This is a genomic window from Obesumbacterium proteus, assembly GCF_001586165.1.
GTDB lineage: Bacteria > Pseudomonadota > Gammaproteobacteria > Enterobacterales > Enterobacteriaceae > Hafnia > Hafnia protea.
Map to the genome: position 1 here is coordinate 3,049,412 of NZ_CP014608.1, position 16,031 is coordinate 3,065,442.

At 45.2% G+C, this 16,031-nt stretch carries 16 protein-coding genes; 12 read left to right on the forward strand and 4 right to left on the reverse strand.

Annotation, left to right across the window (positions count from 1 at the left end):
• The first annotated feature begins 29 nt into the window (after nt 1-29).
• The 8 genes from DSM2777_RS14515 to DSM2777_RS14550 all read left to right on the forward strand — a co-directional run bounded on the left by DSM2777_RS14515 (nt 30) and on the right by DSM2777_RS14550 (nt 9,084).
• On the forward strand, nt 30-3,320 hold the full coding sequence (locus DSM2777_RS14515; protein WP_061554357.1) for a TipJ family phage tail tip protein: 3,291 nt from the start codon (nt 30-32) through the stop codon (nt 3,318-3,320).
• The gene (locus tag DSM2777_RS14520; RefSeq protein ID WP_061554358.1) at nt 3,320-4,318 is read left to right on the forward strand and encodes a DUF6453 family protein; all 999 of its coding nucleotides are present in this window, start codon (nt 3,320-3,322) and stop codon (nt 4,316-4,318) included. Before DSM2777_RS14515 ends, DSM2777_RS14520 begins: the two co-directional genes overlap by 1 nt.
• A 33-nt stretch (nt 4,319-4,351) precedes the next feature.
• On the forward strand, nt 4,352-5,617 hold the full coding sequence (locus tag DSM2777_RS14525) for a pyocin knob domain-containing protein (protein ID WP_061554359.1): 1,266 nt from the start codon (nt 4,352-4,354) through the stop codon (nt 5,615-5,617).
• Nucleotides 5,618-5,846: 229 nt separating this feature from the next.
• A complete protein-coding gene (locus tag DSM2777_RS14530; RefSeq protein ID WP_061554360.1) occupies nt 5,847-6,224 on the forward strand; it encodes a HumD family translesion DNA polymerase in 378 nt (125 codons plus the stop codon).
• A gap of 1,299 nt (nt 6,225-7,523) precedes the next feature.
• The gene (locus DSM2777_RS14535) at nt 7,524-7,856 is read left to right on the forward strand and encodes a TehB family protein (RefSeq protein WP_046459967.1); all 333 of its coding nucleotides are present in this window, start codon (nt 7,524-7,526) and stop codon (nt 7,854-7,856) included.
• A gap of 13 nt (nt 7,857-7,869) precedes the next feature.
• On the forward strand, nt 7,870-8,220 hold the full coding sequence (locus DSM2777_RS14540) for a DUF1869 domain-containing protein (RefSeq protein ID WP_061554361.1): 351 nt from the start codon (nt 7,870-7,872) through the stop codon (nt 8,218-8,220).
• A gap of 207 nt (nt 8,221-8,427) precedes the next feature.
• Nucleotides 8,428-8,640, forward strand: a complete 213-nt coding sequence (locus DSM2777_RS14545; RefSeq protein ID WP_061554362.1) for a hypothetical protein — start codon at nt 8,428-8,430, stop codon at nt 8,638-8,640.
• A 126-nt stretch (nt 8,641-8,766) separates the two neighbouring features.
• The gene (locus tag DSM2777_RS14550) at nt 8,767-9,084 is read left to right on the forward strand and encodes a hypothetical protein (RefSeq protein WP_061554363.1); all 318 of its coding nucleotides are present in this window, start codon (nt 8,767-8,769) and stop codon (nt 9,082-9,084) included.
• A gap of 264 nt (nt 9,085-9,348) precedes the next feature.
• On the opposite strand, the gene DSM2777_RS14555 is transcribed toward DSM2777_RS14550, so the two are convergent.
• Nucleotides 9,349-10,011: a DUF3313 domain-containing protein gene (locus DSM2777_RS14555; protein WP_061554364.1), complete on the reverse strand. Its 663-nt coding sequence runs from the start codon at nt 10,009-10,011 to the stop codon at nt 9,349-9,351.
• Between the two features lie 271 nt (nt 10,012-10,282).
• Here DSM2777_RS14555 and DSM2777_RS14560 point away from each other — a divergent pair, with 271 nt between their 5' ends.
• The gene (locus tag DSM2777_RS14560; RefSeq protein WP_046459977.1) at nt 10,283-10,543 is read left to right on the forward strand and encodes a putative hemolysin; all 261 of its coding nucleotides are present in this window, start codon (nt 10,283-10,285) and stop codon (nt 10,541-10,543) included.
• 209 nt (nt 10,544-10,752) lie between these two features.
• Here the strand turns inward: DSM2777_RS14560 and fliT are convergent, their stop codons facing one another.
• From fliT to fliD, 3 genes are read right to left on the reverse strand one after another with little or no spacing between them, the layout of a single operon-like run.
• Complete coding sequence (gene fliT, locus DSM2777_RS14565) at nt 10,753-11,115, reverse strand: flagella biosynthesis regulatory protein FliT (RefSeq protein ID WP_061554365.1); 363 nt, start codon at nt 11,113-11,115, stop codon at nt 10,753-10,755.
• Nucleotides 11,115-11,528 carry a flagellar export chaperone FliS gene (gene fliS, locus DSM2777_RS14570; protein ID WP_025796593.1) on the reverse strand — a complete coding sequence of 138 codons (414 nt, stop codon included), beginning with the start codon at nt 11,526-11,528 and terminating at the stop codon, nt 11,115-11,117. Before fliS ends, fliT begins: the two co-directional genes overlap by 1 nt.
• Nucleotides 11,529-11,543: 15 nt before the next feature.
• Nucleotides 11,544-12,962: a flagellar filament capping protein FliD gene (gene fliD, locus DSM2777_RS14575; RefSeq protein WP_046459973.1), complete on the reverse strand. Its 1,419-nt coding sequence runs from the start codon at nt 12,960-12,962 to the stop codon at nt 11,544-11,546.
• Nucleotides 12,963-13,252: 290 nt separating this feature from the next.
• Here fliD and DSM2777_RS14580 point away from each other — a divergent pair, with 290 nt between their 5' ends.
• The 3 genes from DSM2777_RS14580 to fliZ all read left to right on the forward strand — a co-directional run bounded on the left by DSM2777_RS14580 (nt 13,253) and on the right by fliZ (nt 15,999).
• Entirely contained in the window at nt 13,253-14,521 is a 1,269-nt protein-coding gene (locus DSM2777_RS14580) for a flagellin FliC (RefSeq protein WP_061554366.1), read from the forward strand.
• Between the two features lie 201 nt (nt 14,522-14,722).
• On the forward strand, nt 14,723-15,445 hold the full coding sequence (locus tag DSM2777_RS14585) for an RNA polymerase sigma factor FliA (protein ID WP_004092872.1): 723 nt from the start codon (nt 14,723-14,725) through the stop codon (nt 15,443-15,445).
• Between the two features lie 38 nt (nt 15,446-15,483).
• Complete coding sequence (fliZ, locus tag DSM2777_RS14590; protein WP_046459975.1) at nt 15,484-15,999, forward strand: flagella biosynthesis regulatory protein FliZ; 516 nt, start codon at nt 15,484-15,486, stop codon at nt 15,997-15,999.
• Nucleotides 16,000-16,031 lie beyond the last annotated feature (32 nt).

Consider the following 16,031-nt stretch of genomic DNA (forward strand, 5'->3'; position numbering starts at 1 on the left):
ACGGGCGGCCTTTTTTTATGCGAGGAATTATGCAATTAATCCAAGGTAACAAAGGCGGAGGCGGTAGTAGTCGCCAGCCTTCAGAATCACCAGACAGCCTACAGTCAGTTGCCCGCGCAAAGATTCTTTTAGCGCTTGCGGAAGGCGAGCTGGGCGGTACGTTGGATGGTAAGCATATCTATCTGGATGGAACGCCAATTATGAACGCAGACGGAAGCAATAATTTTCCGGGCGTTACATGGGAATATCGGCCAGGTACGCAGGCGCAGACCTATATCAAAGGGATCCCAAGCGTAGAAAATGAAATCACGATTAACACCGAATTAAAACAGTCTCAGCCGTGGATCCGCGCTATCAATAATACGCAGCTATCAGCCGTGCGCATTCGCCTTGGTTTTCCCGCGCTACAACAGCAAAAAGATAACGGTGATTTGATAGGTTATCGCGTGGAATATGAAATCGATTTGGCGACAGATGGCGGAGCCTATGAAACCGTTTTGAAAACTGCGGTAGATGGCAAAACGACGACGCTTTACGAGCGCAGCCATCGTATTAATCTACCTGCGGCTAATACCGGATGGCAAGTGCGCATTCGTCGCCTTACAGCTGATTCTACGAGTGCAAAAATCGCCAGCAAATCGACGATTGAAGCTATCGCAGAAGTGATCGACGCTAAATTACGTTATCCGAATACAGCTTTGTTATTCGTGGAGTTTGATTCCAAGCTTTTTTCCAATATCCCTAAAATTAGTTGCCGGCCAGATGGGCGCCTGATCCGTATTCCGACTAACTACGATCCAAAGATGCGCACTTATTCCGGCAGTTGGGACGGAACCTTTAAATTTGCCGTAAGCAATAACCCTGCGTGGGTTCTCTTTGATTTGATCATTGAAAAGCGTTTCGGCCTTGGCCGTCGTTTGACTATCGAGCAAGTTGATAAGTGGGAACTCTACCGCATCGCGCAATATTGCGATCAGATGGTACCGGATGGCCGAGGCGGCGATGGTGTGGAGCCGCGCCATATGTGCGATGTTTATATTCAATCGCAAGCTGACGCCTTTACCGTATTGCGCGACGTGGCCGGCATCTTCCGTGGCATGACTTCATGGATGAATAATCAGCTTTCAGTTATTGCCGATATGCCGCGCGATGTATTCCGCAACTTTACCCATGCAAATATTGTGGGAAAAATTAATTATGTAGGCGGTAGCCAACGCAATCGCGTTACCCAGGCGCTTATTAGCTGGTCAAATCCGGTAACGAATTATCAAGATGAAATCGAAGCCGTTTCAGATATGGCATTAATGCGGCGCTATAGCGTTAATCAGATTGAACTATCGGCCATTGGTTGTACGCGTCAAAGCGAAGCAAGGCGCAGTGGATTATGGGCCATTCTAACCAATAGCAAGGACGGTGCCGCCAGCTTCACGACGGGCTTAGAAGGCCAATTGCCTATGCCTGGCTATATTATTGGACTGCCGGATCAGCGCCGCTCGGGGCGCGTCTATAGCGGCCGTATTTCTTCGGTAAACGGTCGAAATATCAAGCTAGACCGCAAACCGGATGCCAAAGCCGGTGACCGCCTGCAAATCAACTTGCCTTCAGGCTCATTGCAGGCGCGCACGATAACCGCAATAAATGACGCCGTTGTAACAGTCTCAATCGCTTACACTGAAACGCCAGAGCCAGAAGCTATATGGGGTATAGAAGCTGATGATCTAGCTATTCAGCTTTATCGAGTTATCAGCATTGAAGATAACAACGACAATACTTTCAATATCTCATGCATTGAGCATGATCCAGACAAATATGCGCGCATCGATACTGGCGCAAAAATAGACGAGCGGCCGATCACGGTTATCCCGCCTGGTGTTCAGGCACCGCCGGCTAACATTCAAATCACTAGCCATTCAGTTATTAATCAAGGTATTGCAATAACCACGCTGCATGCTAGCTGGGATGCCACGGCTAACGCCGTTGCTTATGAAGCGGAATGGCGCAAGGACAATGGCAACTGGATCAGCATGCCGCGTTCTTCAGTTACTAGTTTTGATGTTGCGGGCATTTACGCTGGGCGGTACCTGGTGCGTGTTCGGGCGATCAATGCCAGTGATATATCATCCGCATGGGCCACATCGTTAGAAGTGCATTTAAAAGGCAAGGAAGGCGCACCGCCCAAGCCGTTAAACTTCAAAGCGGATCCCTTAGTCTTTGGCATAGCCTTATCATGGCTATTCCCTCAAGGCGCAGAAGATACGCTAAAAACGGAAATACAATATAACACCGCGCCAACGGAAGAAGGCGTGATGCTGTTATCTGATATTCCCTATCCCCAGCGCAGCTATCAGCAGATGGGGCTAAGTGCTGGCCAGTCATTCTTCTATCGTGCTCGATTGGTGGATAAATCGGGTAATCAGGGGGACTGGATTGATTGGCTTCTTGGTGAGTCGAGCGCTGATGTTGAATGGATAGCAGATGAAGTTAAAAAAGGCATTGAGGAGTCAGATGCATTCAAAGAGATCGACAAAAACCTAGTCGATTCGAATGCTCAGCTTCAATCCGCAGCCGATGCTGCAATACAGAATGCGCTGGCAAATGATGCCGATGTGCGCCGCTGGATGGCGCAGAACGGCGACCGTAAAGCGGAAATAACGGAAACCCGTCAGGTCATCGCTACGGAGTCGGAAGCGCGAGCGACGGCGGTTGATAAGCTAAACAGTAAAACGGACCAGACGGAGGCTGATTTAACCACGTTACGAGAAACGGTAGCGACAGATATTGAAGCTATATCAACCCAAGTTACCGGACTAACGTCTACCGTTGGCGAGAATACGGCAGCGATACAGGTTCGTGGCCAGACCATATTTAATCAAAATGGGACAGGTAGCGCGGTTTACAGCATTGGGACTGGGGTGACCTATAACGGCCAATATCATGCTGCGGGATTGTCCGTTGGTGCCGAAGTGAAAGGCGGTGTGGTAAGTACGAAAATCCTCGCCAGTGCTGATCAGTTCGCGGTATTAAACCCGGCTACTAACGGGTATACGTTGCCATTCTTCATTCAAGGTTCGCAAACCTTCATTGTTTCCGCGCTCATCCAAGATGCATCCATTGGTTCAGGTAAAATTACGAACTACTTACAATCAGATGATTATGTTGCAGGCCGTGCAGGTATGCGAATAGGCTTTAGAACAGGTTCTATTGAAATTAATGGCTCAAACTCATTGGGCATGATGAAACAAGATAATGTCACAATTAGTATTGCAAATAAATCAGGGCAATTAAAAGTCCAGCTAGGCTATTTAACAGGAGTATTCTAATGTCTGATTTTGGATTGGCTATTTATGGCGATGACGGAAATACACGGCTTAGGATAGATAAAAATACGGCAGGGCTCCTCAACTATATCGGAACCGTAAAAATAAAACACAACTCAGGGACGGGTACATCCTATAGTTTTAATCTTGGGTTTACCGCAGGGTCAACAGCATTATGCGTTCCAAGAGATGGGGTTCAGGTCGGAACTTCCTCAAGTTCATCACCTTATAATGATCAGGTTTATGCAATAACAGGATGGTCAAAGTCTGGAAATACCATCACTTTTAACGTTAGTCCCGCTGTACCAGGAATACAAGGTGGACTTCCAAATGGGTTTACCGTTGATGTTTATGAATACAACCAAGTTCCGGAAGCGCCATCAGGCCGATGGGGTCTAGCTGTGCAGGGAATGCGAGGTTATACAGAAATAAATGACACAATGAAACTAGGTTATTGTGTATATGCCCAAAAGGTTACTATATCAAATGGATGGTCGCTACCTAGCAATATACCAGGTTCGAATAAGAGAATATTTTGCTATTGGAATAACCCAGCCGCGATCGTTGAAATGGGAACGGATAATATCGTTCGGATCACCGGAGCGACTTCGTTAGAAATATATATATGTGCGTTTGCATCTGATTTTGCATTACAGTTGGATACATGGGGTCTTGCAATATGGAACGATAATAAACGGCTCGTGTTTTCCAGTAAATATGCCCCATTTAATTTAGGCGCATCCGTATCTATATCGAATGACTATAAAGATAGTGGAGTTGCTCGCCCCATGGTTCCTCTCGAGCGATCAGCAAAAACAGGAACACGCAGTGGTAGTGTCTGGACCCTATATTATATGGGGATGCAAATATCTGGTCGACAGATAAGGAGAGGTAGAGGCTCTATTGAAGGGACAATAAACACCGGAGGAGTTACATTACAGTTCCCTAATATTTCCACGCCATCAATAGTGATTGATGCAAGCGATTATTTCAAATTTTAAAGTCTGAATTATATGTTTTCTGGAGTAAATATTATGTCTTTATACGCGACAGGCACGATCACGGGCGCATTGAATGCAACCACTATTACCGGCACCGGTACAAAGTGGAGCGATGCTAAACTCGGCATTACAAATGGCTCAGTGCTGTTCATATCCTCTAATGCCGGGGTTGATGGCGTCTATCAAATTAAGCGTGTCATTAGCGATACGTCGATAGAGTTGGCCCAGCCAATCTATAAAACTTTCACTAATTCCAAATATTCGATCTTGGTGGCAGAGTCCGCCAGTACAGCGGCATGGTCTAATCAACTCGCGGCCACGCTTGGATACTATCAAGCACAAATGGACGGCTGGCAGCAGATTATGACTGGCACAGGCGATATTGCACTTACTGCGCCAGATGGCACGAAAGTCACGATTAAAAGTTTTACCGCACTTGATAATAATAAAGCAGATAAATCACCACTCGGCACCGCGGCTACCAAAAACACTCAAACCGCTACTAATGATGGCAATACGAATAATATCATGATGGTGGGCGGCTTTGGCGTTGGAGCGCAAAACCCAATAGCACTACCTCAGGATATTAGTGCAAGTAATACAAACTACCCCAACGGATTCTATGCAGCGCTCACACAGTGGGTGGGATCTCCCGCTGGGATTTCGGGTCAGGCTGTTGGTGTTATTAATTTAGGCATGCACCAGAGTGCGTCAACAACATGGCGTAGCCAGATAGCAACATCATACTCATCCCAAGGAAGGATGTTCTTCCGTGTGACGTCAGAGGGTAGTTGGAATACATGGCGTGAGTTATGGCATAGCGCAAATACAACGGTTGATTCGAGTGGATTTATCAAACAAGCCTCACCAATCATTAATATTTACCACGATGGTACATTCGGAACTAACGAGGAATCTGAAGGCGCGCAAGTTGTGCGTGAAAGTGTTGGTGTCTATAGGGTAAGTCACATCCTTGGACTGAATTCAGATAAAGCCTGGGGTGGCGTGGATGGTGGTTTTGAAACCCCCAAAGATCGCAATGGTCAGCGTTTGCTTTGGCTTGATTATGAAGTCGATGCTGATGGTTCTATTTTGGTAAAAACTTACCACCGCACCTATCCAGACGCCCCAGCATTCGCTAGAAATATCAAAGATGGATTTGAGGAAGGCGATCCCATTGATATACCGTCTGACCAGTTCGTTTCAGTTCGTGTAGAAATGCCACAAGATTCAGTCTGGAATCTAGCTCAAAAAGCAGCGCAAGAAGAAATGGCGCAAGAAGAAATTGCAGAAGAGTAATTAGGTTTGCGCCGGAGCGTATGCAAGACTCCGGCGCAGTGACAACATCAATAAGTAGCATGGCACCATCACTTGCATGGGTAACATCTGTGCTATGTCTCGATTCATGAGATGCATTTTTATTCCCTTCTTAATCATAATCTTCCCATATTTCTTCGCTGTACTCCTTCACAACCGCCTACGCCATAAATATACTGTATGCATAAACAGTATATTTTATAGGTGACATATGGGCTTTCCATCTCCAGCAGCGGACTACACAGACAAGCCAATCAGTCTGGACGAGATATTCATTAAAACACCGCACGCGACGTACTTCATGAAGTGCCCTGATTACTGTCCAAGTGCCGGTGTGCTCAAAGATGCGCTATTGGTCATCGACAGTTCTAAGCGACCGGTCCACGGAAGCGTGGTGGTCGCGTCCCTCTGCGGAGAGTTCGTATTGCGTCGGTTGCTGACAATGCCGGTGCCATGCCTAGCCAAGTTGGAAAATTATGATGATGTGACGTTTGCTGATGAAGAGACGGGATTTGAGATATTCGGTGTTGTGACGCATGTAGTCAACGATATGACGATGAGCGAGTTCGATGACAACCCGTGCATTTGAGGTGGATGGGGCATATATGGGGCAAAAAATTACCGCAAACCACCTTAGAGCACAGTAATGCTTTTCGGTACTTTGCGGTAATGCAGTGCCTAAACTCAAATACAATGTACATAACCACAGTACTGAATACCCATACATCACATTATGAATATGCAGGTTTAATCGTCTTAATTATCTGTTTTGTATCACTTCATACTAACCACTCAACTTTGCTAGGGAATATTGCCAACGGCGAGGTTGGGTGATTTATCTGGGTCTTTAAGCGAAATGCGGTGATAGTGGTAACTCATCGCGTGAGAAATACCCCAACAATTAAGTGGCAGCTTTTAATATTATAATGACTTCTCTAATTCATCATCTAGCCAATTGACATATTTGCCAACGTTCATAAATACACTGAGTTTATTTTTTATCACTATCTTATTTAATTCGTGAATGTAACTGCCGGTGTTTATTTATATATTTACTCTGTTGTTTAATTGACGTTGTGCTGCCAGCTATTACACTTGATATTAACAGCTTTTATTTTTTTACTGAGCATTATGTGAATGATGACCTTAGTTATGCCACGCATAGGGAGCGGGGCATTATCGGATTAGTATGATTGTAAGGTGTTCTTTGCATTGCTAGAATTTGAAGATAATAGTCGTAACCCATTGGGTTGGCTTCATTTCAGATTAGCATAGGTGACAATATGGGTTATAAAATCAAACAGAAGTATTTGCTAGTAGCGCTAGGTTCACTGTTTGGCGCAGCGGCTATCGCATTGATTAGTGTCTGTTTATCTGCTTTATAATTTTTAGACGACAATATTTCGCTGGTAATGAGTCCTCTGCACACGGTGGTTCGTCGAGATTACTTTCTATCGATATTCTTCATTCGAAACGGGCGTCGCTCAAAAACGCGCTAATAATGCGGAGAATCTCTCTACAGGTGAGTTGTATATAAAAAGAACGACAATCTATTTGATAGTGTGTTTTTTGCTCTCATTCAAATGAGAGGATTCCTAATTTATTTAGGTTAAAAATAGTACGATAAGTCATTCTCTATTTGATTTTTGTTCAAAAATACTATTCAGTATTTATAAATAATAATACGTTTATATTTACTTCTTAAGAGGTATGCACTTTCTTTTTTGTGTAAATAGAAAGGAGTATTAATAGGTTTTTACTTCCATATCGTTATAAATGCTTTTGTGATAATCGCTTAACGCTTTTCAATAAAGGGTATATGATATGCATCATATTCACATGTGCTGCCCATATTTTGGTTGGGCGGTAGTTAATATGAGGTTTAAAGATGCAACGCATTATTATACCAACTAACTATATTCATACACGAACCACGCCCCTGTGGACGAAAGAGACAGCCCCAGCCTCAATTTGGAAACGTCATCTGGATGCGGGAACTCGCCAAGGTGTTTATCCACGCCTATGTGTGATGCAGGGTACTATCCGTTATTATGGCTATGCTGATGAAACCAGCCCTGAAGCGATTGAAACGCTAACCATAGAGGCTGGGCAGTTTGGCGTGTTTCCGCCTGAGAAATGGCACCGGATTGAGGCTTTATCTGATGATACGGTGTTTAACGTAGATTTTTACGTTGATCCTACTATTTTATTAGAAGAGTAAGAGAGGGCGGATAATGACAGTTGAAAATGCAGTTGAGAATAAAGGTTATGCAATTGCTCTCTCTAACGAGAGTAACCAGCATAGCGTAGAGAAAACGTATCTAAAGCCGATGGCATTATACATTCCAGATGTCGCGACCGGCTTGGTGATGGAACTTATTAATAATCTCGATGATAAAAATAATAATGGTGAAGGTTTTACTCTGACGGTCACTAATAAAAATAATGGCGTGTCAGTGGATAAACATTTCCCAACGCTTGAAGATTTAAAAGATCCTGCGACTTCATCTGATGCGCTTAAAGATCTCATCAATATCGTTCGTGGCTATGACTCCGACGAAGAAACTAACGTGTGTGGTTGGTAACGATATCGGTTTGGAACAATATCATATTGTGGTTGGCATATCGGCACCTATGCTGACCAAAATATGATATTTGTTGTGCTGCAAAATTGAATTCAGTTGTAAGAGAGTCTACATATCTAACCCGATTTTAGATGATAAAATAATGACTTAACGTGCTGTTAAATATAACAGCAGTTTATAAATCAGATAAAATATACGGGATTTGATATGAAGGTTAGCTACATTAGTTACTATGAAGGTTTAGATGTTGATGGCGAAGTCATTTTTCAAGGAAATGGCTCGCATCTTGTCAGCGCGGAAAAAGAAGAGCCATCCCCGCATGAAATTTTGGCAGCGATTAATCAATATCTGATTAAAGGAGCCAAAGAAAACAATCCGGCCATTGCCAAAATTGTCATTAAAGGCTTGTTTAAACTGTAATCACGTGAGATGAAAAGACTGCGAAAGTGGTCTTTTTGCCTACAAAAAGAGCGTTATTCGTATTTATCTGGTTTATGGCTGAATCGCTTACGGCTATCATAAGAACAAAATTTGAGTGAGATTCTTATGAAGAAATATACCCTTCCTCCGTTGTTATCTATGTCGTTACCCGTATTGTTCTCTGTATTGCTACCTGCCGTTCTAGTCGGGTGTGTAAGTACGCCAGATGGTTTTGTGCGATTAGATGAGCATGAAGCCAATCAGGCCGTTATCTATCGTTACGATCCTGAAAAAGTGAATAAAGCGGCGATGGACGCCGATGCGTTGAGTTACTGCAAAGAAAATGGTTTTGATATTGCGACGCAGATCCCGCCGCTAGCCAGTTCGGTTCCAACGCTGAAACGTATGGCTTACACCTGCTCTTACGCGGTGAAAAAACGCTAATGTATTGAGCTTGCATTGGGCGTTTGCACTTTACATATACTCGCTATATAATCGTATATACAGCGATGGGGAATCGTTCAGTTTGCTCAAACCCATAGCTCATTGCTTCAGAACGTTTGTTTTCAAATTTCTAGTATGGTTTCCCGTGCCGTTTGGTGCGGGATTTTTTTTGCCTAGACGTTTTCGCTAAAAACAAAGGGTATAAAAAAGCCAGCCGTTTTTGGCGGCTGGCCATACTGTCTCTATTTTTATCGCTGTGGTTGGCTATTTCACGTCAAACATCGTCGCGTCGGTCGCCATGTTATCAATGACCGTTTTCAAATCATCTACGGTCAGCAGCTGATTTGAGTTAGATAACTGTTTGCCAGAACCTTTACGTACCACTTTCATGACCGTCTTGTTGGTTTGAGAGTCAATTAACTCACCTTCGAAGAACAAATCAGTATCCATGGTACGGTGGCCGGTGGCAGCTTGCGTTCCCGCAACAACCATCGCGATTGGGATCACTTCATAGAATTGCAATCCCTCTTTGCTGGTATCAACAGCGGTAATAGCGCCGCGGAAAATCAGCGTATTAGGACCCGGTTGTGTAACCAGCGTAGAACGCTGGGCTGCCGCCGCTTTTAGCTTGGTATTGGTATAGTTAAGCACACCATCTAATACGTTTTTGCCAATCTGCGTAGTAGGTTTAGGCTCAGGGTAATAGGTCACTGGGTTGTAAATCAGTTTGTCGTAGTGGCTGGATTTAAAACTAGGATCAACCCAGCGCATAATAGGCAAACCTGAAGATGACTTGGTTTCTGTTAGGTTTGAATAGTCTTTTAAAAAACCTGAATATTGTTCAGGTGTTGCAGTTTTGGTTGCACAGCCGGTTAGAGCCAATGCGCCGATTAAGAGCGCAGTTTTGAGATTACGAAGCGTAGCCATAGATCCTTTTCCAAATGAGAGAAGCGGCAAGCTAAGATATAGCAGAATCTCATAGGTTTACCTATAAATTGATTAGTTTTGTGGTGTTAGTTTCACTATTTTTAATCAATAAATTATTTCCAATAATGTAATTAGCTTATTTATTTATTTTTTATATAAAAAGTTAACGTTCTCAGCAATAAACCCTATAATGAACAGGAGTAATTACCTGATTCACTGTGCTAGAAAAACGATTATGTTTTTTGATTTTTTTAGGATGATAAACAAAATGATGAAAGTACGTATGATGGCGATTGTTGGGATGAGTGGTTTAATGCTGGCAGGGTGTATGTCAGGCAACACGGCTCCCGCCGCAGAAGCTACGCCGGCAAAGGGAGCGATTGGGATGCCAAATCCAGCCTCAGTGTATTGCCTAAAACTGGGAGGCAAAGAAATTAATAAAACAACGGAACTTGGCGTGAGTACAGACTGCTTATTGCCAACGGGGGAGAGAATAGATGAATGGGCACTATTCCGACGTGACCATTCCTAATTAATTCACCTGGGATATAATTTTTATTAAAAGTAATTATGTAGTTAAGCGCATTCGCTTTTTTACTAAAAATTAATGTTGATTATTAATGCCATAGCAATATGGCTGATATAATCATGAGTTGTTTTTCTTATTGAAATATTATTGTTTAAAGCGTTTTACTAAAATTTGTGCCTGAGTATGGAAATTACTGGTGTTGAATAAAAAAATTAAAGTAAATCGCCAGGATATCCTTCGCTGTCCGAGAACTGCCCGTAAGTGTGGGTGACCGCTTGTTGGCGTGAGGTTTTTCCTATTATCTGGCTCAGCTCATCCATACGCGCCTGAAGAAGGCGCTTAATTTCAGCTTCGTTATCGAGAATTTTAGCTAAAACGCGGCGCAGCTCCGCCTGCATCGCGGAGTCTACTTCGGAAATTGGCATCAGCTCGGTGGTTTTCGCCACCGCTTGCAGATATTCCAACTCCAGTTTAACGAGCGAGTCCCACTCTGAACGCTTAGCAAGTTCCAACATGCTTTCGCTGAGCGAAAGGATGTGACGGTACGCGTGTGACAAAGGCTGTATTCCGTACATTATAAGTGGTCCTGCTGAGTAGGTTGAGATTGTGGGCCGATCTGACGCCACGCATCGGCAATGTTATCTAACAGGTCCGTGACATGTTGGATTGTAACTTCATCATTATGAAGATTAGCATGTAACAGGCGTTTAACCATATAGTCATACAATGCTGATAAATTTTCTGCAAGCTCTCCGCCTTTTTCCAGATTAAGTCCTGCCTTTAAGCCATTATCAATGATGTTAATGGCTTTGGTAATTGACTGACCTTTGAGCTGCGTTTGTCCTGCCTGCATATGCAGGCGGGCGCGAACTAGGGCGCTATGCGCCCCGTCAAATAACATTACGATGAGCTGGTGAGGACTGGCGCTCATCACGCCACTCTCCAAACCAATCTCAGCGTAGGCTTGCGAGCCCGTCGCTTTATACATGTGTTGTTACCTGTGCTATGAGTTCATGGCGGTGAACTGCTGTGTTAAATATGAGCTGGTGCTGTTGAGTTTTGACATCATGGTGTCCAGCTGTACAAATTGAGCTTTGTAGCGGTCGATGGTTTCCTGAATGCTATCGCTGACGCTGTCGATACGAACGCTCAGGCGATCTAAGTTGGTATTAATGCTTTTTGTAGTTGATTCGATCACGCCGCCGGCCTTGATATAACTTTGAATTTCGCTGTGAATATTGGTTGCCATACCGCTATCTTTACCATTGCCAACAAAGAAGTTAGCTACTTGGTCTGGATGATCGGTAAAGGCTTTGGTGAGTTTGTCGCTGTCTACGGTTAATTTGCCGGTTTTACCATCGGTGGTAATCCCCAAATTGCCAAGACCTTTGAGTTCAGGGTTATCCTGAGCCGAACTCAATGCGCCTTTAATCGCTGCCTGTACGCCACGCAGGGTATTGTCACCCAACAGTGCACCGTTGGTTTTTGACTGCGCTTCACCCGTTTTTACTGGGGTGTATTTGGTCAGCGAGGTAAAGGTATCCAGCAGGGAGTTATAGCTATCTACCCAACTTTTAATTTTGTCCATCGCACCTGAGTTATCAGCGCTCAAAATCAGGTTCTGTGGCTCACCGTCTTTGGTTTTAGCTTTCAGCTCGATCGTCGTGCCCTGTGGGGCATCGGTAATGGTATTGCTACTACGCACAATTTCGGTGCCGTTCATGGTGATGATGGCGTCTTTAGCTTCTACCGTTTGCTTTATTGCCGTTGGTGAGCTTGATGGCGCGCTAGGATCAAAATCAAGCAGATCGCCCAGTTTGCTATCGCCATTCACTTTTACCGTCATCTGGTTGGCTGAACCCGTCGATGAAGAGGTTAACGCCAATTGATAGCTGTTATCGCCGACGCGAACGATACTGGCAGTGACTCCTGCTTTTGCACCATTAATAGCATCACGCATTTCCAGCAGTGAAGTTTGTCCATCACCTAAAGGAATGGTGGTGGTCTTCGGCGGGGTGCCTTGGGTTAGCTCAATGGAACGGCCGCTCGCGCCCGATGTACCGAGCTGTGCAGCTTGATCGGTAACCGTCTGCTGCGTGGTGAGGCTTTGTGCCTGTGCTAATTGCTTAACTTCAACGCTGTAGTTACCGGCAACCGCTTTAGGATTCGTCGTCACGGTAAACTGATCGTGAGTCGATGCTTTAGTCGTATTAAAGAAGTCGGCCTTAGCCAAATCCTTACTTAGGTTATCGAATTTTTCCAACGAGCTTTTTAACGTGCCATACGCCGTCAGCTGTGCTTTATAGCTGGTTTGCTGCGTGGTATAGGGCGTTAAGCGTTGCTGTTCTGCCGTAGACAGTTTGTCGAGCAGCCCGTTTAAGTCGAGACCTGAGCCGATCCCTAAAGAAGAAATAGAAGCCATCAGTATTTTCCTTATATATTTTCATGCGCTATACGCGTTATCGGCTCAGTAGGAAAAAAGTTTACAAAATAATATGAAAAAGTGATGGGACGATAGAAGACGAAAAGTGGGCCTTATTTAAGCGATTGTCGAAGCAGCGGAATTACGCAAAAAATAATTTAAAAATTTCCTAAAGGTTAGTTGGGGAGCGCCGATACCTGTGTGGACGGTGGCTGACGCCGTAGGGCAATCAGGCCCGACCCATTAACTAAGATGCGATTTTCGCAGATGATTCGTAAGGAAAGCTCACTATGGCACAAGTAATTAACACCAACAGCCTGTCTTTGATGGCACAGAACAACCTGAACAAATCTCAGTCTTCACTGGGTACCGCTATTGAGCGTCTGTCTTCTGGTCTGCGTATCAACAGCGCGAAAGACGATGCGGCGGGTCAGGCAATTTCTAACCGCTTCACCGCAAACATCAAGGGTCTGACTCAGGCTTCTCGTAACGCCAACGACGGTATCTCTCTGTCACAGACCACCGAAGGTGCTCTGAACGAAGTGAACGATAACCTGCAAAACATCCGTCGTCTGACCGTACAGGCTCAGAACGGTTCTAACTCTGATAGCGATTTGCAGTCCATCCAGGACGAAATCACTCAGCGTCTGGCTGAAGTTAACCGTATCTCTGAACAAACCGACTTCAACGGCGTTAAAGTATTAAGCGGCAACAACAAGCTGACTATTCAGGTTGGTGCTAACGATAACGAAACTATCGATATCGATCTGCAGAAAATCGATGCGTCAACGTTGAAACTGGATACCTTCAGCGTTGCAAACGGCGTTAACGTTGCAGGCGTTGGTGCTGCGGCAACTGACATTCCTAAAATGGGCGCACCATCAATTCAGGCTGATACCAATGCAGGCGCAAAAGTATCTGATGGCAAATTGTATACCACCGATGCGGGCGTAAAATTAGTTAAATCTGGTGCTGACTACTACGATGCAACCGTTGCAGCTGACGGTAAAGTAACTTGGGACTCAACGGCTAAAACCACAACTGGCGCTCCTGATTTAGCCACCGCGAAAGAAACGACTTCTGTCTCTGTTGGTGCAGCAACTCCAATCGACCTGACTAACATCCCAGCAGGCGGCACGCTGAAAAGCTATACCGATGCTAAAGGCGTTGCAGGTTACGTGATCCAAGGAACTGATGCAGACGGTAAAGCAACCTATACCGGCGCAACTGTAGATGCCGCTGGTAAAGTAACCGTAGGTAAAGCGCTGTCTACTACCCCTAAAACCACTGATCCACTGGCTGCACTGGACTCTGCGCTGTCTCAGGTTGACTCCCTGCGTTCATCTCTGGGCGCGGTACAGAACCGTTTCGATTCTGTTATCAACAACCTGAACAGCACCGTTAACAACCTGACTGCTTCCCAGTCTCGTATTCAGGATGCTGACTACGCGACCGAAGTGTCCAACATGAGCCGTGCAAACATTCTGCAGCAGGCAGGTACTTCAGTGTTGGCTCAGGCTAACCAGTCTACTCAGAACGTTCTGACTCTGCTGCGTTAATAATTCGCCAGCATGAAATAAAACAAACCCCGCGGTACGCGGGGTTTTTCACATCAACCACGTGATGAATAACTGAGCAATCTCGTCTTCCCGCAAAGGCAACGTGAGAAAAGGGGGCATTTTTGCTGACTAATCGCGCCATTGGCTTGCGCGTGAGGGTTAGATAATAGCCGGGCATCCATCAACCCGGGTTCTGTCAACGTGAGTGAATTGTATACCGCCGACGGCGTGATCGACAAAAATTCCCTGTGGCAGCGCTACGCTCCGCTAGTGCGCCATGAAGCGCTGCGTTTGCAGGTACGCCTGCCCGCCAGCGTTGAACTGGACGACCTGCTTCAAGCCGGAGGTATTGGGCTGTTGCACGCGGTCGAACGCTACGATGCCATGCAGGGGACGGCCTTTACCACCTATGCGGTTCAACGCATTCGCGGTGCGATGCTCGACGAGCTTCGCAGTCGTGATTGGGTTCCGCGCAGCGTGCGTCGAAATGCCCGTGAAGTTTCAGCGGCTATGCAGCGTGCCGAGCAGCGTCTGCATCGCGCACCAACAGAAACCGAAATAGCGCAAGAATTGGATATGCCTTTGGTGGAGTACCAGCAGATTTTGTTGGATACCAACACCAGCCATCTTTTTTCTTATGATGAGTGGCGAGAAGAGCATGGCGACAGCGCCGAACCTGTTTTCCAGCAGCATGAGGATGCCAATCCTCTCAAACAACTGTTGGAAGGCGATCTGCGCCAGCGCGTGATTACTGCGATTGAAGCATTACCGGAACGTGAAAAACTGGTTCTTACGCTTTACTACCAAGAAGAGCTGAACCTAAAGGAAATCGGTGCCGTGCTTGAGGTCGGAGAGTCTCGCGTCAGTCAGCTACATAGCCAGGCGATCAAACGCTTACGCACTAAGCTGGCTAGCCAAAGCTAATACGCCAACAGTTATTCAAAGAAATGGAAAATGTTGTCATGACGGCATCCCTACAAAAAAGACGACCATTGAGTCGCTATTTGAAAGATTTTAAACATAGTCAGTGCGATTGCTCTCATTGTGGTAAATCGCTCGATCGTATGTCTTTAGTATTTCGCGGGAAGATTCTCGATCGTGAAGTGCTGGCAGGTATGGATCAACTGATTGATGACCGAGTTTGGCAAGAGCTCGAGCAGGAAATCACCGCGCTGTGCCGTTTTTGCAGCGATGTTTACTGCCATTGTCATGCAGACTACTTCGATATTCTCGATTTTAAGCAATATTTGTTTGAGCAAACAGAAATGAGCCACAGCTCAATTCGTGAGTATATTGTGCGTTTGCGTCGTTTAGACGATATGCTGCGTGCCAATGATTTCCCCGTACAGAAGTTCTGCGGCACTGAGCAGCAGTGGGATATGATTGAGCATATCGCTGATGCGAATCAAAATAACTATCGCATTGCGCTGCGTAAGTACGATCAATATCTAAACTGGCAAAAAGAAGCGGTCTGTTAGACTGTTTGTCAGAATCAAAAAGCCATCGTTAT